Source organism: Saccharopolyspora gregorii (assembly GCF_024734405.1).
GTDB classification, from domain to species: Bacteria; Actinomycetota; Actinomycetes; order Mycobacteriales; family Pseudonocardiaceae; genus Saccharopolyspora_C; species Saccharopolyspora_C gregorii.
Genome location: NZ_CP059556.1, coordinates 6,295,387 through 6,316,942 on the forward strand (window position 1 = coordinate 6,295,387; position 21,556 = coordinate 6,316,942).

The following is a 21,556-nucleotide window of genomic DNA, read 5'->3' on the forward strand; positions in this document are numbered from 1 at the left end:
CTCGGGTCCGGCGGCCGTTCTCGTCGCGGTGCGTCAGATGCGCTGGAACTCGACGGTGTCGTCGAGGCCGCGCGGCTGGGCCGCGAGGCCCGGGATCGGGATGGTGTGACCCTGCGCCGCGTTGATCGACGGGGGCGCGCCGAGGGCCGGCAGCTCGATGCCCACCGGTTCGGCGGCCCGCGGCTCCGGCGGCAGCGGGCTGGCCAGGATCCGGTCCCGCTCCGGGGTGGTCGCGTCCAGCTCGTCGAGCACGTCCACCCGCACCGGCACGTCCTCCGGGGTGGCGCTGAACCGGGGGACCGCGGCCAGGAACGACACGGTGGGCCGGTCGTCGGCGCGCGGGCCGAGTTCGCCCAGCGCCTCGGTGAGCCTGCCCGCGGTGGGGCCGGTGAGCTGCCCGCCGCCGAACGCGGTCAGCTCGCCGCCGAGCGGCATCGGGACCTGCACCGGTTCGCCGTCGCGCGCCAGCACGAGCGGCCCGGACAGCGCCGGCGGCACCTGCGGGTGGTCCTGGTGCTCGCCGGGCACCTGCAGCGCCACCTGCTCGGAGCGGGCGGCGGGCACGTGCGGGGCCTCGGCCAGGGCGACCACGAGCAGCGAGGGCGGGACGTCGTGCAGCCGGACGTCCGGGCCGGGCAGCTCACCGGAGGTGAGGTCGACGTCGGCGGAGTCGAGCAGTCCGGCACCGAGAGCCGCGGGCGCCGCCCGCTCCGCCCCATCCCCGCCGAGCGCGCCGCCCCACAGGGCGACGATGCCGTCCTCGGGGTCCACCGTCGCCGGGTCGACCAGCGGGATGATCAGCTCGCCGGTCACCTCCGGCACCTTCGCCTCGGCCGGGTGGCCGTGGCCGCCGCGGACGATGTCGCCGATCGGGCCCGCCCAGCTCAGCGAGCGGTGGAAGCCTTCGGCCGGGGTGCGCACCTCGGCGCCGCGGCGGAGGCTGTGCCGCCCGTCGCCCGGTGCCGGCCGCGCGGTCGCCGGATCGCCGACCCAGCCCGCGAGCTGCATGTCCGGCCGTGCGGGGTCCAGGTCGCGCAGGACCGGGATCTCCTGCGTCATGTCGTGCTCGACGGCGGGGAGCAGGTCGCGCACCGGGTCGATCTTCCCGGTCAGCACCAGCGCCCGGTAGCGGCCGGTGTCGGCGTTCCGGTGCGCCGCGAACGAGTGCGCCAGCTGCGGCCGGGCGTCGTCGGCGTCGAACGCGGGCGGCACGGAACCTCCCCGTTCCGGATCGGCTGGTGACCTGTCGTACCGGGTGCCCAGGCTGCCGTGGTCCCCGTCGCCGGACGGGCCGGTGCCTTCGGCCGCGGCCATCGTGGTTCCCACGGCCAGCACACCACCGGTGACCAGCGCGGCACGCACGCCGCGCTTCGCCCAAGTCTGCATGCGGTCTCCTTCGGATATTTCCCCGTTCGGGCGGGGAAAGCAATGGTTTCGAGAGGTGCCGTCATCGGACGTTGACCACAGTCCGGCGGCGTTGGGACGAGTGCGCTTCGGAGCGCGGCGAGCGGATCGCCGCGGCGCTCGCTCAGTCCGGGGTGGTGCCGGGGGACGGCGCGGAGGTGCCGTTGAGCGCGGAGTCGGCGGCCCGGCCGGCCGAGCGCAGCGCGGTGAGGCCGGCCGCGGCGGCGGGCAGCGGCCGGGTCATGCCGACGCCGCCGTTCCCGCCGCTGCCGTCGGAGGTGTGCCCGGCGGTGCCGGTGGCGGGCGGCGTGGTGACGGCCTTGCCCGGCGACCACGGTGCGCGGTGGCCGGGCGCGGCCGGCGCGGCGGCCACCTCGCTCGTGCCGGGCGCGGTGAACACCGCGGAACCGGTGGCGGGCCCCGCCGCGGGGTTCGCGGGTGCGGGCAGCGCCCCGGTCGCCGGAGCCGGCGGGTCCGGGAGCCGCGGCTCGGCAGGCGCCGGCCCGGGAGCCGGCAGCGGAGCGGGAGGTGCGGGCGGCGCGGGAGCGCCCGGGCTGACGCCGTGCCACAGCGGCGCGGTGAGCTTGCCGAGCCCGTCGGCGACCGGCCGGGTCAACCCCTCCAGCGGTGCGGGCCGGTCGGCGCCGGGTTCCGGGACGAGCGCGCCGCGCACCGGGCGCAGCAGCGATCCCGCGCCGTGCAGCGCGGTCGACACCGGCTCCGCCTCGGCCACGCTGCCGACGAGGTGCTGCGGTGCGAGGTCGTCGAGGGAGAACCGGCCGGGATCGGCGGCGGGGTCCGGCGCGTCCACTTCGGACTCGTCGGGTCGCGGCGCGGCGTCCGGCTCGCTCGCGGGTTCCGCGGCGCGGGCCAGCGGTTCGGCGATGTGGTGCACGACGGTGCCCACCTGGCGGACCGGCCTCGGCAGGTCGTCCGCGCGCTCCGGCGGGTCGGTGCGGTGTTCCGGTGCCGCGATGCGGTGTTCCGGTTCGGCGGCGGGGTCGGGCACGAGGTCGGCGACGCGGTCCGATGTGGACTCGTGGGCGCCTCCGGACGCCGCGGGCAGGTCGACCAGCGCGGGGTCCGCACCGGCGTTCCCGGCGAACCAGCCGACCGAGCTCCCCGCGGCCGCCGCTCCGGCGACGACCAGCGTGCGGGCCAGCAGCCGCCATCCGCGGCCACCGCCTGCTGTTCGGAGGCTGTCCGACATCTGCTGGTCCGGTTCCACTTTCCGTCGGGGCTGCATGTCCGCTAGCGACCCTCCGTTCGACCGGCGCGGTTGCGCCGTTCGGCGGCTTGATCGACGTGCACTGCCGACGGGCACTCTGTCAGCAGGCGGAGCGCGGACCTAGCGATCTCGCCCAACACCCCCGGATCGGGTGACAAATCCGCTCGGCGCCCGGATTGCGCCGACCGCACCGGGAACGACCTCGTCGCGGCTACGGTGGCGTGGTGAGCAACGCGAAGATCGCACCACCGGATGATGCCGCCGCCCACGTGCCGCGGGTACTGCGAGTCACGGCGGCCGTGTGCTGGCGCCTGCTGGTCGTGCTCGGCATGTTGTACGTGCTGAGCCTGGCGCTGGGCAGGCTCTACGTCGTGGTCATCCCGGTGGCCATCGCACTGCTGCTGGCGGCGCTGCTCGCCCCGGCGGTGTCCTGGCTGGCGCGGCGGAAGGTGCCGCGGGCGATCGCGACGGCGGTGGTGCTCGTCGGCGGGCTGGCGCTGGTCGGCGGCGTGCTGACCTTCGTGATCAACGCGTTCATCAACGGCTTCCCCGAGCTGCAGCGGGAGATCCTGCGCAGCCTCGGGCAGATCCGGGGCTGGTTGCTGCAGGGGCCGCTGCACCTGCGCGAGGAGCAGATCGACGAGTACCTGGGGCAGGCCGCCCGCTGGTTGCAGGAGAACCAGGCGGCGCTGACCAGCGGTGCGCTGTCCACGGCGTCCACGTTCGGCAACTTCCTCACCGGCCTGGTGCTGGCGCTGTTCACGCTGATCTTCTTCTTGCACGACGGCCGCCGGGTGTGGCTGTTCCTGATCGGCCTGGTGCCCTCGCACGTGCGGGGCCGGGTGGACGTGGCCGGGATCCGCGGGTTCGCCTCGCTGGTCGGGTACGTGCGGGCGACGGCGCTGGTGGCGGTCGCCGACGCGGTCGGCATCGGCATCGGGTTGACGCTCATCGGGGTGCCGCTGGCGCTGCCGCTGTCGGCGCTGGTGTTCCTCGGCGGGTTCGTGCCGATCGTCGGCGCGGTGGCCTCCGGTTCGGTGGCGGTGCTGGTGGCGCTGGTGACCAGCGGCTGGGTGAACGCGCTGCTGGTGGTGCTGGTCGTGCTGCTGGTCCAGCAGGTGGAGGGCCACATCCTGCAGCCGCTGCTGCTGGGCCGCGCGGTGCAGGTGCACGCGCTGGCCGTGGTGCTGGCGATCAGCGCGGGTGTGGTGCTCGGCGGGATCGTCGGCGCGCTGCTGGCGGTTCCGGTGGTGGCGGTGCTGAATTCGGCGATCCGCTCGCTGACGGCAGGCGAGGACGAGTCGACGCCGGTGGAGGCCACGGATCCGCACGAGGCCGAACCACCGGCTCCGGATTCCGCGGCCGACGGCGCGGAGCGGGACGACGCCGGTGAATCCGGTGCGGAACGCCGTTCCGACGGCGGGTCCGGGAAATCCTCGGCCGGTGGTCCCGCGGACTCGGTTGGTCCCGATTCCGATTCCCGCTGATCGGGAGCGAACGATCGAAAATCGAAACGAGTCCGGGCCGGAAAGGGGTGCGTCCCGCCGGCCCGGCCCCGTTCCGGAGGACCGCCCCGAAATCCGCTCGCGAATGGTGCGGGAAAGCCGAGATCAGGCGAACGTCACCGCATTCCGCCCCGACGATTTCGCCGTCAGCAGCGCCGCATCCGCGGCCACCAGCAGATCGGGCAGCTCGTAGCCGAACCGTGCGGTGGTCGACACCCCGACGCTCACCGTCACGCCGGTCAGCTCGCGCGGCCGCCCCATGGTGTCCCGGGTCGGCACCGACAACGCGGCCACCGACAACCGGATCCGCTCGGCCACCGCGTGCGCCACCTCCGGGCACGCGTGCGGGAGCAGCACCACGAACTCCTCCCCGCCGAACCGGCCCACCAGGTCCTCCTTGCGCACGCTGTCCCGCAGCATCACCGCGACCGCCGCCAGCACCGCGTCCCCCGCGAGGTGCCCCACCTCGTCGTTGACCCGCTTGAAGTGGTCCAGGTCGAGCAGCAGCAGCGCGGCACCGCGGTCCCGCGCGCACGCCCGCCGCAGCTCCATCCGCGCCATCCGGTCCCAGTGCAGCGCGTTCGCCAACCCGGTCTTGCCGTCGCGCTGCGCCGACCGCCGCCAGTGCGGCAGCTGCCCCGCGAGGTCCAGCAGCGCCAGCATCGGCGCGCCCAGCACCGCGACCTCCGGCTCGCGCAGCACCGCCATCCCCAGCACACCGCCGAAGCAGGCCGCCACGATGCCCAGCAGCACGTCGATCGGCTCGCCCACCACGTCCTCGCGCGGCGCCCCCGGGTCGCGCAGCCGCAGCCCGATCCCCACCAGCAGCGCCCGCACCGCCAGCAGCGTCGTCCCCGCGAGCACGATCAACGCCGGATCCCACCGGGGGTCCTCCCAGCCGATGACCCAGCGGGCCGCGAACACCGCCAACGTCGTGGAGGCGGTGACGAACAGCCAGCGGTGCGGATCGGGCCGCGCCTCCAGCACCCCGTGCAGCGCCGGGCCGAGCAGCAGCAGCACCAGCAGGTTCGGCGGCAGCACGAGCCCACCGGCCGCCAGGTAGGCGATGTGCACGGTCCACGGGTCCCGGCGCACGCCGCTGCGCAGGTGGATGGTCACCGAGGTCGCGATGATGACGGCGGCCGCGGTGCCGCCGAGCATGCCGAACCGGAACCACTCGGTGCGCGTCGGCGGCGAGTTCAGCAGCACCACCGGGAGGACCAGGCCGATGGCGGCGGCCTGGGTGAGCAGCACGTCGATCAGTGCGGGTGCCCGGAGCCGCCACAAGGGCCACGGCGCCATGATTCCTCACGTCTCTTCCTCGCCCGGACGGGCGAGCGGTCATTGATCCGATCGACTTTTCCGGAAACGCGCGAATGGCGGTGCCCCACTGCAGCCAAGTACCGGATCGGTTACTACTCCCGAGCCTGGCACAACTAGATCAACCGTGGAAACCCGGCTCTCAGGTCCATTCGGGTAGATCCGCTCGGTGATGACAAACACCGAGCGTGTTCACCGATCGTCGGCTCACGCAACTCGATCGGTACGGCAGGATGGTCGATCGGGAGGGAACAGCCGTGATGTCGAAGAACACCGCGCCGCAAGGCGTCCGGGTGGCCGATGGGCGCTCGCCGTTGTGGCGCGCGCACAACTTCTTCCGCTCCGTAGGACTCGGGTACGCGGTGCTGTGGTTCGCGATCCAGTTCCCCGCCTACCAGCGCCCGGCCCTCGCGGTCGTCGAGATCCTCGTCATGATCGGCTGGACCGTGTTCACCGTGTGGCGGTTCCGGCGGCGGGAGGGCCGGACGAACGCGCTGGTGCTCGCGGACCAGGTGCTGATCTCGGTGCTGTTCCTCGGCAACGAGCTGATCATGACCGAAGAGCAGATGCGGCAACTGGCGCCGTCGGTCATCACCATGTGGCAGCCGTCGATGGTGACGCTGGCCGGCGTGCAGTGGGGCTGGATCGGCGGCGGGATCTCCGGCGCGGTCTCCGCTCTGATCAACTTCGCGATCCGGGACGTCTACGCGCCGCTGATGTTCCAGGACGCGGTGTTGCTGATCGGGGCGGGCCTGCTGTTCGGGCTGGCCGCGGACACCGCCCGCCGCTCCACCGAGCGGCTCAGCCAGGCGCTGCGCGCCGAGGCCGCGACCGCCGAGCGGGAACGGCTCGCCCGCTCCATCCACGACAGCGTGCTGCAGGTGCTGGCGCGGGTGCGCAACCGCGGCGTCGAGCTCGGCGGGGAGGCCGCCGAACTCGCCCGGCTCGCCGGGGAGCAGGAGATCGCACTCCGCTCGCTGGTCGCCACCGCTCCGCCCGAGCACGACGCGGAGGGCGAGGTGGACCTCGTCGCCCGGCTCCAGGTGCTGCGCACCGGCAAGGTGCAGGTGTCCGTCCCCGCCACCGACGTGCGGCTGCCCGAGCCGATGGGCTCCGACGTGCTGCTGATCGTGCGGGAGGCGCTGGAGAACGTGGATCGGCACGCGGGCCCGGATGCCCGCGCTTGGGTCTTGCTCGAAGAGCTGCCGGACGAGATCGTGATCAGCGTCCGGGACGACGGCCCGGGCATCGCCGCGGGCAGGCTGGCCGAAGCCGCCGCGGAAGGCCGGATGGGCGTGGCCCAGTCCATCCGCGGCCGCGTCCGGCACCTGGGCGGCACGATCTCCCTGGACACCACCCCGGGAGAAGGCACCGAGTGGGAGATCCGGTTACCGCATCCGCACCCGGCCCCGGCGGGGGCGGGCGGACGCGCGAGATCGGTGGCCGAGAAGATGTTCCCCCGGCGGACGGCGCCCGCCGCGCCGCTCGCCGCGGACCCGGACCGATCGGACGACCGGGATGCCGACCCGGCACCGCGCGGAGGAGGAGAAGGATGACCGAGCCGCACGTGTCGGTGATGGTGGTCGACGACCACCCGATGTGGCGCGACGGGGTTTCGCGAGATCTCGCCGAACGCGGCTTCGAGATCCGCGCGACCAGCGGGGACGCGGTGTCCGCGCTGCGGATCGCGCGCACCGTGCGCCCGGACGTGGTCCTGATGGACCTGAACCTCGGCGACACCTCCGGCGTCGACGCGTCCCGGCAGATCACCCAGGAGATCCCCGGGACCCGGGTGCTGGTGCTGTCCGCGAGCGGGGAGCACAGCGACGTGCTGGAGGCGGTGAAGGCGGGCGCCTCCGGCTACCTGGTCAAGTCCGCCTCGGTGGACGAGCTGGTCGACGCCGTGCGCCGCACCGCGGCCGGGGACGCCGTGTTCACCGCCGGCCTGGCCGGGCTGGTGCTGGGCGAGTACCGGCGGATGGCGGTGTCACCGGGCGCCGAATCGCAGGCCCCGCAGCTCACCGACCGGGAGACCGAGGTGCTGCGGCAGGTGGCGAAGGGGCTCACCGCGCGGCAGATCGCGAACAAGCTGGTCATCTCGCACCGCACCGTGGAGAACCACGTGCAGTCCACGCTGCGCAAGCTGCAGCTGCACAACCGGGTCGAGCTGGCCCGCTACGCCATCGAGCACGGCCTCGACGCCGACGGCGAAGCGGGCGCCGCGCCGAGCTGACGCCGCGCGGGAGCCCCCCGCCCGCAAGATCCGCCCCGATTCACCCGACCCGGCGACCACATCGGTCGCCGGGTCGTTCCGCGTCCGGCCCCGGGGCGCCCTTCCCCCTGCGCAACGGGCGGTTTCACCCCAGGTGACGGGCCGGGCCCCACCGGTCGCCCACGCGGGTGCCCGGCGCGCACCGTGACGGGCGGGTGACGGGTCGGTGACGCCGGGTCTGGCGTACTTCCGGCCAGCGGCGCAAGAGGCCGCGGTTCGAAAGTTCGTCAACTCGATGAGGAGTACGACCGTGAACGTTTTCGAGATCTCCGAGCTGGAACTGTCCGCCGAGCTGCTGCCGACGCGCGAGGCCCTCGGTTCGTTCAACTTCGCCGACCTGTACGCGACCAACACCGCGGTCGCCATCAGCGGCGAGGGCGACGCCGTCGCGATCGCGAACCAGGACATCGACCTCGGCCAGGAAGGCTGATCCAGCCACCTGACCCGGTCCTCCTGCGGACCGCCCTGGTGACCCCGATGGGGGATATCGGGGTCACCTCCCGCGGCGACGCCGCCGCGGCCGTCTTCCACCCATCTCTACATCTGGAGCACATCGTGAACTTCGAGACCTGTGCGGAGCTGCTGCCCGCTCGCGAGGCCCTGGGCAGCCTGAACTGGGCCGACGTCTACGCCACCAACACCGCGGTCGCCATCAGCGGCGAGTGCAACGCCGTGGCGCTCGCCAACCAGGACATCGACCTCGGCCAGAAGGACTGACCTGTCCTGACCGAGTTCCCGGTCGCGCGCCGTTGAAAACCGTCGGCGCGCGGCCGGGCACCACCTAGGAGGAGAAGACATGAACGAACTGGAGCTGGCCGGGCAGTCGGCCGAGCTGCTGCCCCGCCGCGAGGCCACCAGCCTCGTCGACGTCACCACGGTCGTGCCGGTGAACGTCGGCGTCGCGGTCAGCCTCGGCGGCGACGCCGCGGCGATCGTCGGCCAGTACACGAACGTGGAGTAAAAGCGGATATCGGACGTGCCGGCCGGCCGGGGGCGGGGATTTCCCCGTCCCCGGCCGGTTTTCCTGGAGGGGAACCATGTCAGAAACCACCCAGGTCGGGCCGGGCGCACCCGCCGAGCCCGCCTCGTCCACCCCGCGGAGCCGACGCCGCACCGGCTCGCCCGCGGTGCCAGCGCAGGCCACCCACCGGGACGCGCCACCGCCCGAGCCCGAGGCCCCGGAAGCCGCCGCCACCGCCGAGGTGGACGAGCACGCCGTGCCGCAGCTCGCGGCGGGGGTCTCGCTGTGCGGCCGGTACGAAGGCGCCGGGTACACCGATCCGCGTTTCCTCATCGCCCGCGCCGACGGCCAGATGGTGCTGGTGTCGGAGCTGCTCTACGAGGTGACCACGCACATCGACGGCCGCCGCGACCTCCGGGAGATCGCCGCGCGGGTCAGCGCCGCCGCGGGCCGGGAGATCTCGCCGCTCGGCATCGGCTACCTGGTCGCCGAGAAGCTGCACGCCCTGGGCGTGGCGGCGCTGGACGAGCCGGTGGCGAACGCGCCGCGCGCCGACCCGCTGCTGGCGCTGGCGCTGCGCGGGGTGCTGCTGCCCGCGAAGGTGGTGCGGCCGCTGGCCGCGGTGCTCGCGCCGCTGTTCCAGCCGATCCTGGTGGTGGCGGTGCTGGCCGGGATGCTCGTGGCCGACGTGGTGCTGGTCGCCTCCGGCGCGCTGGACCCGGCGTTCCACTCGGCGGTCGGCGACCCGGTGCAGGTGCTGGCGCTGATCGTGCTGCTGATCAGCTCCACGCTGTTCCACGAGACCGGGCACGCCGCGGCCTGCCACTACGGCGGCGGCAAGCCGGGCGCGATCGGCGTCGGCATCCTGCTGATCTTCCCGGCGTTCTACACGAACGTCACCGACGCCTACCGGCTGAACCGGGCGGGCCGGTTGCGCACCGACCTGGGCGGGCTGTACTTCAACGCGATCTACATCCTGGCGGTGGCCGCGCTGTTCTGGGCGACGCACTTCCCGCCGCTGGCGGTGTTCATCGTGCTCAGCCACATGCAGATGCTGCAGCAGCTGCTGCCGCTGATCCGGATGGACGGCTACTACATCCTCGGCGACCTGGTGGGCGTGCCGAACCTGTTCGGACTGGTGCGGCCGATGGTGCGCAAGGCGCTGGGCAAGCAGCAGCCGGGCGAGTCCGCCGGGGAGGCGCTGCGGCCGCGGGTGCGGCTGCTGGTCACCTGCTGGGTCGCGGTCGTGGTGCCGGTGCTGTTCCTGGCGGTGGTGCTGCTGTTCGTGCGGGTGCCGCGGTACCTGGGCACGGCGCTGGAGCGCGGGCAGGACTACTGGCTCAGCGGGGCCGCGGGCTTCGCGAACGGGCACGTGCTGGCCGGGGTGCTGGCGGTGCTGTCGATGTTCGTGCTGCTGCTGCCGTGGATCGGCGGCATCGCGTTCGTCATCCGCACCGGGCGCAAGATCGGTGCCTGGTACCGCAAGAAGCACCCGCGCTACGTGCCGCGGCACCGGGCGCCGGCGACCCGCAACCGGCTCGGCCTGCGCATCTCGTGAGCAGCCGGAACGTCACCCCGGGTAGTCGTGTAACGGCGGGCCGTCACCGCCACGACGCCACCGGTGACGGGTCATGCCTGCGTGTGGCCCGTCTTGGCCGGAACAAGGGGGGAACCATGAGCGAGGGACCTGCGCGCCCGATCCCGCTCCCGAGACCGCAAGCCGCGCCGCGGCTGCAGCTGACCCTGCTGGGCGGGTGGTCGCTGCACTGCGACGGCGCGGGAGTGGCCGTTTCCAGCAACGGGCAGCGCCTGCTGGCGCTGCTGGCGCTGCGCGGGCGGACGCAGCGCGACCTCGTGGCGGGCACGCTGTGGCCGGGCAACGACGACCAGAGCGCGCTGGCGAACCTGCGGACCACCCTGTGGCGGGTGCGCAGGCGGGTGCAGGGGGCGATCGTCGGCGGGGGGCCGGAGATCGGGCTGGGGGAGCAGGTGTCGGTGGACGTGCACGAGCTGACGTCCACGGGGCAGCGGCTGCTGCGGCAGGAACCGGTGGCCGACTGGGCGGCGATCGGCCACACCCTCGCCCGCCAGGACCAGCTGCTGCCCGGTTGGTACGAGGACTGGGTGCTGGCCGAGCGGGAGCGCCTGCAGCAGTTGCAGGTGCACGCGCTGGAGATCGCCGCGGAGCGGCTGGTGCAGTCGAGCCAGCTGGCGACCGCGCTGGAAGTGGCGCAGGCGGCGACCGTCGTCGAACCGTTCCGCGAGACCGCGCACTGCGCGGTGGTCGAAGTGCTGCTCAAGCAGTCGAACCCGGCGCAGGCCCTGCGCCACTACCGGCGGTACGAGCAGCTGCTGGACCGGGAGCTGGGGATCGAGCCGTCGCGGCGGCTGCGGGAGCTGGTGCGCCCGGTGCTCGGCGACCACGTGCGGGCCTGACGGGGTGGACCCGGACGCCCGCGGGTGTCCGTGGGCGACGGGCTCCGCTGGGGATGGAGCTCGCCGTCCGCCGCGCCGGCCGCGCCCCGGTACTGCCCCACCGGGGCGCGGCCGGTGACCGGGGTGGGGTGCGCCGCGCACCCCACCCCGGCGACGCGTCACTGCAGGGTGGCGAACGCGGCTTCGCGGGCGCGGGCCGCGTTCGGGGCGTTCTTCGCCTCCTCCGCGGCCTTCTGGTACGCCACCAGCGGATGGGCGGCGAGGGCGGAGCCGACGGCGGGCACCGCGGCGGCCCCCATCGACAGGCTGCTGACGCCGAGCCCGGCGAGCACGCCCGCCAGCAGCGGGTCGGACGCGGCCTCGCCGCAGACGCCGACGGGCTTGCCGAGCCGGTGCCCGGCCTGCCCGATCAGCGCGACCAGCCGCAGCAGCGCCGGTTGCCACGGGTCGTTGAGGCCGGCGAGCGCGCCGGACATGCGGTCGGCGGCGAACACGTACTGCGCGAGGTCGTTGGTGCCGACGCTGACGAAGTCGACGGCGTCGAGCACTTCGTCGGCGGTGAGCGCGGCGGCCGGGACCTCGATCATCACGCCGGCCCGGCCGAGGCCCGCGGCGCGCACCCGGTCGGCGAACCAGGCGGCCTCGTCGGCGGTGGCGACCATCGGCGCCATCACCGAGACCTTCGCGCCGGAGTCCTGCTCGGCCCCGGCGATGGCCTCCAGCTGCCGGTCCAGCACGCCGGGCCGCTCGAAGCAGACCCGCAGCCCGCGGACGCCGAGCGCCGGGTTCGGCTCGGTGCCCATGTCCAGGAAGGACAGCGGTTTGTCGGCGCCCGCGTCGAGGGTCCGCACGACGACCGGCCTGCCCTCGAACGGGGACAGCACTTCGGCGTAGGCGGCGCGCTGGGTGCGCACGTCGGGTTCCTCGTCGGCGCCGAGGTAGCAGAACTCGGTGCGGAACAGGCCGACGCCCTGCGCCCCGGCCTCCACCGCGAGCCGCGCGTCAGCGGCGGACCCGACGTTGGCGACGATGGACACGGCGTGCCCGTCGGCGGTGCCGCCGGCGCCGTTCCAGTCCACGCCCCGCCCGCGCTCGGCGGCCCGGGTGCGCACCGGTTCGCCGGACGTCTCGACGCTGCCGGTGTCGCCGTCGACGAGCACGCCGACGACGGGCGCCGCGGCGAGGATGCCGCGGGCCGCGACGACGGCGGGGATGCCGAGCGCGCGGGCCAGGATCGCGGTGTGGCTGGTGGGGCCGCCCTCCTCGGTGACCAGCGCGAGCACCAGCCGCGGGTCGAGGTCGGCGGTGTCGGCCGGCGCGAGGTCGCGGGCGAGCAGCACGCTCGGCCGGTCCAGGTCGGGCACGCCCGGCGGGGTGGCGCCGAGCAGTTCGGCGATGACGCGGTCCCGCACGTCGTGAATGTCCCGGACGCGTTCGGCGAGGTAGCCGCCCGCGTTGCGCAGCGCATCGGCGAAGCCGTTGGCGGCTTCGTGCACGGCGCGCGGCGCGGGGAGCGCGTTGTTGGTGACCAGTTGTTCGGCTTGGGACAGCAGCGCCGGATCCAGCGCCATGGCGGCGGTGGTCTCCAGCACGGCCTTGGCTTCGCCCCCGACGACTCCGGCACGTTCGAACAGCCGGTTCGCGACGGCTTCGGCGGCCGGGCGGATCCGGCGCGCTTCGGCCGCGGCGTCGGCGGGCGCCGGGGTCGCGGCCGGTTCGGGGAGGGCTTCGGCGACCCTGGCGACCGGGCCGGATGCTCGGCCGGAGCTGACTCCGACACCAGTGAACAGCGACATGGTCTAGACCATACCCTTCTCTTGCGGCCTCTCCTCGATCGTAGGCAGGGCTCATCCGATCGGCCCGGAAATGCACCGCCGGAACGGGCACGCCAGGTGATTCGGTGACCCAGTACGTACCCGTACGGAGCAGCGGTTCAGCTGACCGATGAGTAACCGATGAGTAGCCGTACGGATCCCGCCGGACCCCTTCGGCCGACAGAGTGTGCTCATGGCAACACAGCGCACAGCACGCACGATCGCAGGCCCCGCTTCCGACCTCGGCGACCTCGCCGATCCGATCGACCGGATCGCCGTGATGTTCACCGAGCTGGGGACCGAACTCGGCGTGCTCGGGGAGCAGCTTCGCGGTCCGGCCGCGCAGCGCGCAACGGCATCTGGGGAAACCACGACGAACACCGAAGGTGACACCGTGAGCACTGGGGAACGCACCGCACCGACCGGCGGCATCCTCGCCGCGCCACCCGACCGACCGACACCCGGCGGCAGCAGACGTGCCCGACCGGGCGCACCCGACCGGATCCCGCTCCCGACGGCGACGATCCGCACCGGGACCGCACCGATCCCCGGCGAGCCCGTCGACACCAGCTTCGCCGAACCGACGCAGACCCCGGCCGCGCACGCGGCCGGGGCTGCCCCGTCTTCGGGGGCCGGTCGTGGCGAGCCGGGAGAGTCCGACTCCTGCGGAACTTCCGGCGATCCCGGATCGTCCGGTGGAACCGTTGCTTCCCGCGACTCCGTTCCTTCCCGCGACTACGTTCCTTCCCCCGACTTCGAGCCTTCCCGCGACTTCGGGACGCCTCGCGAACCCGACCCCGCCCTCGGTTCCGGTGCGTCCCAGGAGCCCGGTTCTCCTCGCGACCCCGATCCCTCCCCGGGTTCCGGCGCGGCGCGCGAGCCCCGTTCTCCCGGCGAGCCCCGTTCTCCCGGCGAATCCCGTTCTTCCCGCGACTTCGCTCCTTCCCGCGATCTCGGCCCCTCGCACGACTCCGGCACGCCCAGCGACCCCGGCAGCCACGACGGTTCCAGCACCGTCGAGCCCGGCGCGGCGCGGAACTCCGCCGGACCCGCCACCTCCCAGCCCCCGGCCGGACCGGCCGCGCACTTCGTCCCGCCGCAGCCCGACGGACTGCTGACGTGGCTCAACCGCCCGGTCGGCGGCGGCTACCCGCAGCACCCGGCGCCCGTTGCGCCCCCGCAGCACCGCGCACCGCTGCACCCGGCCTCGCACCCGTTGCCCGGCACCGCGCCACCGCCCCCGCCGCGACCGACGCCGCTGGACCGGATGGCGAACTGGACCGCTCGGCAGGGCACCCGGCTGCTCGCCTGGGCCGGGGCCGCGATCACGCTGCTGGGCGTCGTGCTGCTCATGGTCATGGCCGTGCAGCACGGCTGGATCGGACCGGTCGGCCGGACCGCGGGCGGCGCCGCCCTGGGCGCGGTGCTGCTCGGCTGCGCGTTCCAGGTGCGGCGGCGCTCGACCGCGGCCGCCGGGGCGTTCGCGCTGGCCGCCACCGGCATCGCCGTGCTCTACCTGGACGTGCTGGCCGCGACCGCGCTCTACGAGTTCCTGCCCGCGCCGGCCGGGCTCGCCGCCGCCCTGGTGCTCGCGCTGCTCGGGTTGTGGCTGGCCGACCGCTGGCGCTCGCAGGCCCTCGCGGCCGGCGTGGTGCTGGGCTGCGCGCTGTGCGCGCCGCTGCTGTTCGGCCCGGTGCCGGCGGAACCCGCCACCACCGCGCTGCTCACCGGGTTCCTCGTCGTGCTCAAGGTCGCCGCGATGCCGGTGCAGGTGCGCCGGTCCTGGCGCGGGCTCACCGCCGCCTCCGCGGTCCCGGCGGTGCTGGCCGCGGTCGTCGCCGACGGCCACGCGCTGCTCGCGGGCGACCCGTGGCCCGCGACGGCGGCCGCGCTGGCGGTGACCTCCGCGGGAGTCGCGCTCGCCGTGGTCACCGCGCGCCACCGCCCGCGCGACCCGCTCGCGATCGCGCTGCTCGTCGCCGCCGGGGCCCCGACCCTGCTCGTCGCACCGCTGCTGGACCGCTGGTCCGCGTTGGGGGTGCTGGTGCTCGTCGCCGCGGCGCAGGGCGCGGTGTGGGCCGGTGGCCTGGCGAGCGCGGTGCCCCGGGTGCTCGGCACCGTCGCGGGCGGGATGGCCGCGCTGACCGCGTTCCAGGCGACGCTGCTGGTCGCCGGTGGTTCCGGCCGGTCGCTGGGGCTGCTCGCGGAGGCGGTGCTGCTGGCGCTGCTCGCGCACCGGTTGCGCGGCAGGGGACTGCTGCTGGGCGCCGCGTTGTTCGGCACCGCCGGAACGCTGCTCGCGCTGGTCGCCGAGGTGCCGCCGACGTCGTTCCTGCTGTTCCCCGCCGGGCCCTTCGCGGCCGGTTCGACCTCGGCGGTGCTCTCCGGTGCGGTCGCGTTCCTGCTGATCGGCGCCGCCGCCGCGAGCACGACCTGGTCCGCGGTCCGGTTGGGCGTGCTGGCGGCGAGCCCGCGCGCGGTGCTGCCCGCGGCCCTCGGCGTGCTCTACGGCGGGAGCGGCGCGGTGCTGGCGCTGAGCCTGCTGGTGGTGCCCGGCCCGGCCGGGTTCCTCGCCGGGCACGCCCTGATCACCGTCTCCTGGCTGGCGACCGCGCTGCTGGCGCTGCTGCGCGGGATCCGCTCGGTGTCCGCGCGCGTCACCGGCTTCGTGCTGGTCGGGGCCGCGCTGGCGAAGCTGCTGCTGTTCGACCTGGCGGCGCTGTCCGGGTTGGTGCGGGTGCTGGCGTTCCTCGCCGCCGGGCTCCTGCTGCTGGCCGGGGGTACCCGCTACGCGCGGCTGGTCGGGGAGCGCGAGGAGCGGGCCACCGCGTGATCGCGGGTCGGCGCGGGCGCGGCGACAGGTCGGTGTGTCGACATGTCGCCGCGTCGACACGCCCGGTCGTGCCTCGGGTCGACGTGTCGACATGTCGGCGGGGCGACTCGGTGGGAGCAACTCGGCGGGGCGGAGACCGCTCGGAGCGGACTTCGCGTCCGGCAGGTGCCGCGACGGCGGAGCTAGGCCGCGGCGGAGCCGAGGTCGAGCGGTCGGGTGGGGCCGAGACCGCGCCGGGTCGAGAAACAGCGGCTGGACCAGGACGGGCGCTGATCAAGACGGCCGTCGAAGACGGGCCCTGCGGGTCGGGACGGGGCTGGGTCGAGACGGCGCTGGGTCGAGATGACGCCGAGTCAACACGGCGATGAGTCGAGACGGCGACATGTCGACAAATCGGCATGAGGCCCGGCGACTCCCGGATCACGTCCTCCGCGCGGCGTTCGCCGCAACTCCAACCACCGAACTCCAGAACGTTCCCACCCTTTCGGGGGTAGTTCTCGACCAAGTGGCATCCGCGCGACGCGGCCGCGCGTCAGACTGGATGAGTTGCTGCTCGCCGGTATCGCGCCACCGGCGATCGCAACCCCCAGGCGCCGGCCGTGACGCCCCCCGTGCGGCCGGCCCCTGGTCCCACTCCCGGGGAGCTCAGCGATCCCGCTTCAGGCCCAGGGCGTTCAAGGTGCCTTCGACGGGACCGGGCTTGCGGTCCGGCAGCAGCTCGGGGGCGTGCTCGCGCACCGCGTCCAGCACCTGCCCCGCCGACGGGTTCACCGCCGTCCAGTCGCCCAGCACGACCGTCGGCACCGTCTCGTTGCCGTCGGCGATCGAGCGGACCACCGCGGCCGCGTCCTGCTCCTGCCAGATGTCGACGTCCCGGTACTCCAGGCCCTGGCGCCGCAGGCCAGCCCGCAGCGACGTGCAGAACGGGCAACCCGGCCTGGTGTAGACGATCAGCTCCGCGGCGCCCATCGGCCGCACCTCCCTGCTTCCGGGCCGGAGCCCGTTGCCGTGATGTTCTCGTGCGCGCAGTGGTCCCCGCGTCCCCGGCTTCCGACGCGACCGCGTCCACCGGGAACGGCGTTCCCGAGCCCGGCGCTCCGGTTCCCGGGTGGCCCGGGCCCGCTCCCACGGTCGGGCGATCACCGACGAGTGATCCACTGGCCCCCACCGCGCAACGCCACCGCCGCTCGGCTTATTCCTGATCACCGAAACGGGCGTTCCACCGGTCCGGCCGCTACGACCCGTTACGGTGCCCGTGACGTCCCGATCCGCGCCGCAGCGCCAGCACCAGCGGCAGCACTCGATGGAGCGACCGCATGACGAGCCAGGGCACCCGGCGCGAACGCATCCGTGCGGCCACCGATCTGGAGATCCGCGAACACGCGCGCGCCCTGCTCATCGCGCAGGGGCGGGACGCGGTGACGTTGCGCGCCATCGCCCGCGAGCTCGGCATCACCGCGCCCGCGCTGTACCGCTACTACGACTCGCGGGAAGACCTGCTGCGCAGGCTCGGCGACGACATCTGCACCGACCTGGTCGACGAGCTCAACGAACGGCTGGAGCAGGTGGACCCGGCCGATTTCCGCGGCAAGCTCAACGCGGTCTGCCACGGGTTCCGCCGCTGGGCGCTCGCCCACCCGAAGGAGTTCGCGCTGGTGTTCGCCACGCGGTCCGACGAGACCGGCGAACCGGGTGCGTCGGCGCGCGGCGACGGCTCGGACGACCGGTTCGCCGGGGTGTTCATGAGCGTCATCGGGCCGCTCATGGTCGAAGCGACCACGCTCGTGCGGCACGACGCCGCGCCCGCCGACCTGCAGGCCGAGCTCGCCGCCAACCAGCGGGCCCTCGCGCACGCCTTCGCCGAGGACGTCCCCGAGAGCGCCTACGACACCGATGCGGTGTTCGTGCTGCTGCGCTGGTGGGTGCGGTTGTACGGGCACGTGGCGCTGGAGGTGTTCGGGCGGTTCCCGTTCGCGCTGGTCAACTCGGACCGCTTGTACGAGTCGCAGCTCGACGAGCTGGCCGCGGAGATCGGCATCGTCTGATCCGGGCGAGAACGCTCCGCGGCGCGATCCGGTTGCCCGCCGGTCCGGGATCTCACTCCTGCCCGGCCGGGGGCATCCTCGGCCGGTGCCGCGCGTCTTGTGGTCGAGGAACACGACGACCGCCAGGAGGCACCACATGCTCAGCACCGCGAAGTTCCGCCGCGTCGCCACCGCCACCGCGCTCAGCGCCCTGGTCGGCGGAGGTGCGCTGCTCACCGCGGGCGCGGCAGCCGCCGCGGACGCCCCCGAGTACCCCTGGTGCACGCCGGGTGACCTGGACGTCTCGGTGGCGGAGGGCCACGCGCCGGACGACGGGCGGCTGTTCGCGATCACCTTCGCGGCGAAGCCGGGGGTGTCCTGCGAGGTCGAGGGCGCGCCGTCGTCCCTGATCTTCTTCGACGGAGAGGCGCAGCAGCCCGTCGAGGTGATCAGCCCCGAGCCGGGTTCCGCGCAGCGGTACACGATCGACGAGCAGCACCCCGGCGTCGCCTACGTGTCCGCCCCGGCGGAGTCCTCCGATCCGACCCCGGTCACGACGGCCCAGTTCAACCTGCCCCAGGGCGGCGGGATCAACGTCGATTGGCCGAGCGCCATCGACGGCCCCCTCCACCTCGGCAACATCGGCCCCGCGGTCAGCTGACGAACCCGGGACAACAGGTGTTCCCGTCTTGTCAGCAGCGAAGCCGCTGATAAGGAATCACCAGAGCAACGGGACCACCCGCGGGTTCTCAGCGGTTCCCTCGCGAGGACAGCTTCGTCGCCTGTGGCGGAGCCACCGGTGGAAAAGATCCCGCAGCGGGGGAACCGCTGAGGTTCCGCCACCCGACCTCGAAGCAGAACGAGTGAGGACCTGGCGGGCGGTGCGGGGCCGAGGAACCGGGAGAGGGGATCGGTTCCTCGGCCCTGCGTGTGACACCCCTATTTCCCGGTCCCCACCGGGTTTCTCCGCGATTCGGACCGAGGCCGCATTCTTCGGGGTGGTGCGGATCGGGGTCCGAATCGGACAGGATCGTCGGCTCAGTAGCCGAAGTCCTGGGTCCAGGTCGAGCCGCCGTCGTCGATGCCGACGCCGATGCTCTTGAGCGAGCAGTTCAGGATGTTGCGCTTGTGCCCGTCGGACTTCATCCAGGCGTCCATGACCTGTTCGGCGCTGCGCTGCCCTTGGGCGATGTTCTCGGCGCCGGGGGACGGGTGGCCGGCCTTCTTGATCCGCTGGTCGAAGGTGACGCCTTCCGGCGTGGTGTGCGAGAAGTAGCCGCGGGTGGCCATGTCGGAGCTGTGCCCGGTGGCGGCTTCGGCGAGCCGCTGGTCCGCGGTGACCGGCCCGCAACCGGCGTTCGCCCGCTGTTCGTTCACCAGCTCGACGACGCGCTGCTGCTGCCCGGTGTCGGCGGCGAACGCTTGGGCCGGAACCGCGATCCCGGCCCCGAGCGCCACTGCCGCGAGACCCGAAGCGATTACGGAACGTTGCGAATTGGTCCATGCCATGGGGCCGAAAGCTACCCAAGGCGAGTGAGATTGTTCCGTTATATGTGCGCCAAGGCACAGATCAAGACACTATCCGTGCTCAAATTCGTTCCGATCTTTTCACCCGTATGGGCGTAGATCAATTCCTCTCATTCACCACGCAACAGTTTCGGATCGGACAGGAACCGGAAGAATCCGGGTACCGCACGACAGCGGCCCGCCCGACCGCGAGGTCGAGCGGGCCGCCGGTTCCGGAGATCAGCCGAGGGTGCGGTCGTGCGCGCGCTGCGCGTCCTGCCGCGCGTGCTCCGCGCCCGTCGCGATCGGCGCCGTCAGCCACTGGCGGGGCAGGCCGAACGCCTCCACCAGCTCGACGGCGTGCGGCCGCAGGCCCTGGCAGAGCCCGTTCACCGCCTCGGTCACCGCCTTCGCGCGCCGCGGCGTGATCCGCTCGTGCTCCAGGAACCAGCCGCGGTCCTCCTCGATCGTGCTGAGCACGTACAGGTCGCACACCCGCTCCAGCAGCTGCGCCGTCGCCGGGTCGGAGCACCGCTCGACACCGGCGACGAACGCCTCCAGCACGACCCGGTCGATGTGCACCCGCGCCGCCCGCAGCACGTGGTCCTGGGCGTTGTTGAACACCGCGAACGGGTCGGCGTCCTTGCCCGCGGCGCGGCGCAGCCTGCGGGCGAGCCCGTCGAGCACGTGCCGCTCGCGCTCGTCGAACAGCTTCAGCTGCCAGCCGCGGTCGAACACCGCGTCCTCGTCGTCCCGCGCCGCGTCGATCAGGCGCTGCACCAGCGACTTCGCCGCGGTGCGCTCGATGACGGTGCCGACGAACTGGTCGGCGACGAAGCGGGCCATGCCGACGGTGCCGAGCTCGTCGAACTGGTCCTTGTAATCGGTGAGCAGTCCCTTCGCGACCAGCTGCAGCAGCACCGTGTTGTCGCCCTCGAAGGTGGTGAACACGTCGGTGTCCGCCTTGAGCTGCGGCAGCTGGTTCTCCGCCAGGTAGCCGGCGCCGCCGCAGGCCTCGCGCGCGGTCTGGATGGTGTGCGTGGCGTGCCAGGTGGTCACCGCCTTGAGCCCGGCCGCGCGGGACTCCAGCTCGCGCTGCGCCCGCTCGTCGCCGGAGACCGAGACGTCGTGCAGCGTCTGCACCAGCTGCTCCTGCGCGAAGTGCAGCGCGTAGGACTTCGCCAGCGCCGGCAGCAGCTTGCGCTGGTGGGCGAGGTAGTCGAGCACCACGGTCTCCTCCGAGGTGCCCGGGCGGTCGAACTGCCTGCGCGCGGTCGCGTAGCGCAGCGCGATCTCCAGCGCGAGCTTCGCGGTGCTGCCCGCCGTCCCCGCCACCGAGATCCGGCCGCGGATGAGCGTGCCGAGCATGGTGAAGAACCGCTTGCCGGTGCTCTCGATCGGGCTGCTGTAGGTGCCGTCGGCGGCCACGTCGCCGTAGCGGTTGAGCAGCGATTCGCGCGGCACCCGCACCTGGTCGAAGGTGATCCGGCCGTTGTCGACCCCGTTGAGCCCGGCCTTGCGACCGCAGTCGGACAGGTGCACGCCGGGCATCGGCGCGCCCTGCTCGTCGCGGAGCGGTACCAGCAGCGCGTGCACGCCGTGCCGCTCGCCGCCGGTGATGAGCTGGGCGAACACCACCGCCATCCGCCCGTCGCGGGCGGCGTTGCCGATGTACTCCTTGCGCGCCGATTCGTGCGGGGTGTGCACGACGAACTCTTCGGTCGCCGGGTCGTAGGTGGCGGTGGTGCGCAGGTGCTGCACGTCCGATCCGTGACCGGTCTCGGTCATCGCGAAGCAGCCGGGCAGGTCCAGGTTCATGATCGAGGGCAGGTAGCGCTCGTGGTGGCGCTCGGTGCCGAGCGCCTGCACCGCGCCGCCGAACAGGCCCCACTGCACACCGGACTTGACCATCAGCGACAGGTTCCCGGCGAGCATCTCCAGCGAGACGACGGAGCCGCCGACGTCGCCCCGGCCGCCTTGCGCGACGGGGAAGCCGATCTCGGGGATGCCGCTCTTGACCAGCAGGTGCAGCTGTTCGAGGGTCTGCGCGCGGTGGGCCTCGGTGTCGAGGTGGTCGCCGGGCGGGAGTTCGGTGCCCTCCAGGGCTTCGCGCACCTTGGCGCGGACTCCAGCCCAGCGCCCGTCGAGCAGCGTCGCCAGTTCGGTCGCGTCGAACCGGGCGGGGGTCTTCGGGATGTCCATGCCAGCCTCCACAGGTCTGGTGCCGTCGGCGCCGAGCTTAGTTACTCGCCA

General features: G+C 73.6%; 18 protein-coding genes. 11 read left to right on the top strand and 7 right to left on the bottom strand.

Annotated elements, in window-relative coordinates:
* Positions 1 to 33: 33 nt before the first annotated feature.
* Together H1226_RS27820 and H1226_RS27825 are read right to left on the bottom strand one after the other, a co-directional pair.
* On the bottom strand, positions 34 to 1,386 hold the full coding sequence (locus H1226_RS27820; protein ID WP_258344447.1) for a hypothetical protein: 1,353 nt from the start codon (positions 1,384 to 1,386) through the stop codon (positions 34 to 36).
* 142 nt (positions 1,387 to 1,528) lie between these two features.
* On the bottom strand, positions 1,529 to 2,614 hold the full coding sequence (locus H1226_RS27825) for a hypothetical protein (RefSeq protein WP_258344448.1): 1,086 nt from the start codon (positions 2,612 to 2,614) through the stop codon (positions 1,529 to 1,531).
* Between the two features lie 242 nt (positions 2,615 to 2,856).
* On the opposite strand from H1226_RS27825, the gene H1226_RS27830 reads away from it, so the two are divergent.
* Complete coding sequence (locus H1226_RS27830; protein ID WP_258344450.1) at positions 2,857 to 4,119, top strand: AI-2E family transporter; 1,263 nt, start codon at positions 2,857 to 2,859, stop codon at positions 4,117 to 4,119.
* Between the two features lie 123 nt (positions 4,120 to 4,242).
* On the opposite strand, the gene H1226_RS27835 is transcribed toward H1226_RS27830, so the two are convergent.
* Positions 4,243 to 5,439 carry a GGDEF domain-containing protein gene (locus H1226_RS27835; protein ID WP_258344453.1) on the bottom strand — a complete coding sequence of 399 codons (1,197 nt, stop codon included), beginning with the start codon at positions 5,437 to 5,439 and terminating at the stop codon, positions 4,243 to 4,245.
* A gap of 278 nt (positions 5,440 to 5,717) precedes the next feature.
* Here H1226_RS27835 and macS point away from each other — a divergent pair, with 278 nt between their 5' ends.
* From macS to H1226_RS27870, 7 genes are all read left to right on the top strand, one after another.
* Positions 5,718 to 7,013, top strand: a complete 1,296-nt coding sequence (gene macS, locus H1226_RS27840; RefSeq protein WP_258344455.1) for a MacS family sensor histidine kinase — start codon at positions 5,718 to 5,720, stop codon at positions 7,011 to 7,013.
* Positions 7,010 to 7,690, top strand: coding sequence for a response regulator (locus H1226_RS27845; RefSeq protein WP_224957075.1), 681 nt, complete (start codon positions 7,010 to 7,012; stop codon positions 7,688 to 7,690). Before macS ends, H1226_RS27845 begins: the two co-directional genes overlap by 4 nt.
* A 289-nt stretch (positions 7,691 to 7,979) precedes the next feature.
* Positions 7,980 to 8,159: a hypothetical protein gene (locus H1226_RS27850; protein WP_224957074.1), complete on the top strand. Its 180-nt coding sequence runs from the start codon at positions 7,980 to 7,982 to the stop codon at positions 8,157 to 8,159.
* Positions 8,160 to 8,284: 125 nt separating this feature from the next.
* On the top strand, positions 8,285 to 8,446 hold the full coding sequence (locus tag H1226_RS27855) for a hypothetical protein (protein WP_258344458.1): 162 nt from the start codon (positions 8,285 to 8,287) through the stop codon (positions 8,444 to 8,446).
* A gap of 79 nt (positions 8,447 to 8,525) precedes the next feature.
* On the top strand, positions 8,526 to 8,690 hold the full coding sequence (locus H1226_RS27860) for a hypothetical protein (protein WP_224957072.1): 165 nt from the start codon (positions 8,526 to 8,528) through the stop codon (positions 8,688 to 8,690).
* Positions 8,691 to 8,766: 76 nt separating this feature from the next.
* The gene (locus H1226_RS27865; RefSeq protein WP_258344461.1) at positions 8,767 to 10,248 is read left to right on the top strand and encodes a hypothetical protein; all 1,482 of its coding nucleotides are present in this window, start codon (positions 8,767 to 8,769) and stop codon (positions 10,246 to 10,248) included.
* Positions 10,249 to 10,364: 116 nt separating this feature from the next.
* The gene (locus tag H1226_RS27870) at positions 10,365 to 11,126 is read left to right on the top strand and encodes an AfsR/SARP family transcriptional regulator (RefSeq protein WP_258344463.1); all 762 of its coding nucleotides are present in this window, start codon (positions 10,365 to 10,367) and stop codon (positions 11,124 to 11,126) included.
* Between the two features lie 158 nt (positions 11,127 to 11,284).
* On the opposite strand, the gene H1226_RS27875 is transcribed toward H1226_RS27870, so the two are convergent.
* Entirely contained in the window at positions 11,285 to 12,922 is a 1,638-nt protein-coding gene (locus H1226_RS27875; protein WP_258344472.1) for a phosphoenolpyruvate--protein phosphotransferase, read from the bottom strand.
* A gap of 1,285 nt (positions 12,923 to 14,207) precedes the next feature.
* On the opposite strand from H1226_RS27875, the gene H1226_RS27880 reads away from it, so the two are divergent.
* Complete coding sequence (locus H1226_RS27880; RefSeq protein ID WP_258344474.1) at positions 14,208 to 15,773, top strand: DUF2339 domain-containing protein; 1,566 nt, start codon at positions 14,208 to 14,210, stop codon at positions 15,771 to 15,773.
* A 645-nt stretch (positions 15,774 to 16,418) separates the two neighbouring features.
* On the opposite strand, the gene H1226_RS27885 is transcribed toward H1226_RS27880, so the two are convergent.
* Complete coding sequence (locus H1226_RS27885) at positions 16,419 to 16,742, bottom strand: glutaredoxin domain-containing protein (RefSeq protein ID WP_258344477.1); 324 nt, start codon at positions 16,740 to 16,742, stop codon at positions 16,419 to 16,421.
* A gap of 347 nt (positions 16,743 to 17,089) precedes the next feature.
* On the opposite strand from H1226_RS27885, the gene H1226_RS27890 reads away from it, so the two are divergent.
* Positions 17,090 to 17,818 (top strand): TetR/AcrR family transcriptional regulator, encoded by a 729-nt coding sequence (locus tag H1226_RS27890; protein WP_258344478.1) that lies wholly within the window; start codon positions 17,090 to 17,092, stop codon positions 17,816 to 17,818.
* A 136-nt stretch (positions 17,819 to 17,954) separates the two neighbouring features.
* A complete protein-coding gene (locus tag H1226_RS27895) occupies positions 17,955 to 18,458 on the top strand; it encodes a DUF4232 domain-containing protein (RefSeq protein WP_258344483.1) in 504 nt (167 codons plus the stop codon).
* A gap of 377 nt (positions 18,459 to 18,835) precedes the next feature.
* Here the strand turns inward: H1226_RS27895 and H1226_RS27900 are convergent, their stop codons facing one another.
* Positions 18,836 to 19,255: a CAP domain-containing protein gene (locus H1226_RS27900; protein ID WP_309148767.1), complete on the bottom strand. Its 420-nt coding sequence runs from the start codon at positions 19,253 to 19,255 to the stop codon at positions 18,836 to 18,838.
* Positions 19,256 to 19,543: 288 nt separating this feature from the next.
* Positions 19,544 to 21,505, bottom strand: a complete 1,962-nt coding sequence (locus H1226_RS27905; protein ID WP_258344494.1) for an acyl-CoA dehydrogenase family protein — start codon at positions 21,503 to 21,505, stop codon at positions 19,544 to 19,546.
* Positions 21,506 to 21,556: the final 51 nt, after the last annotated feature.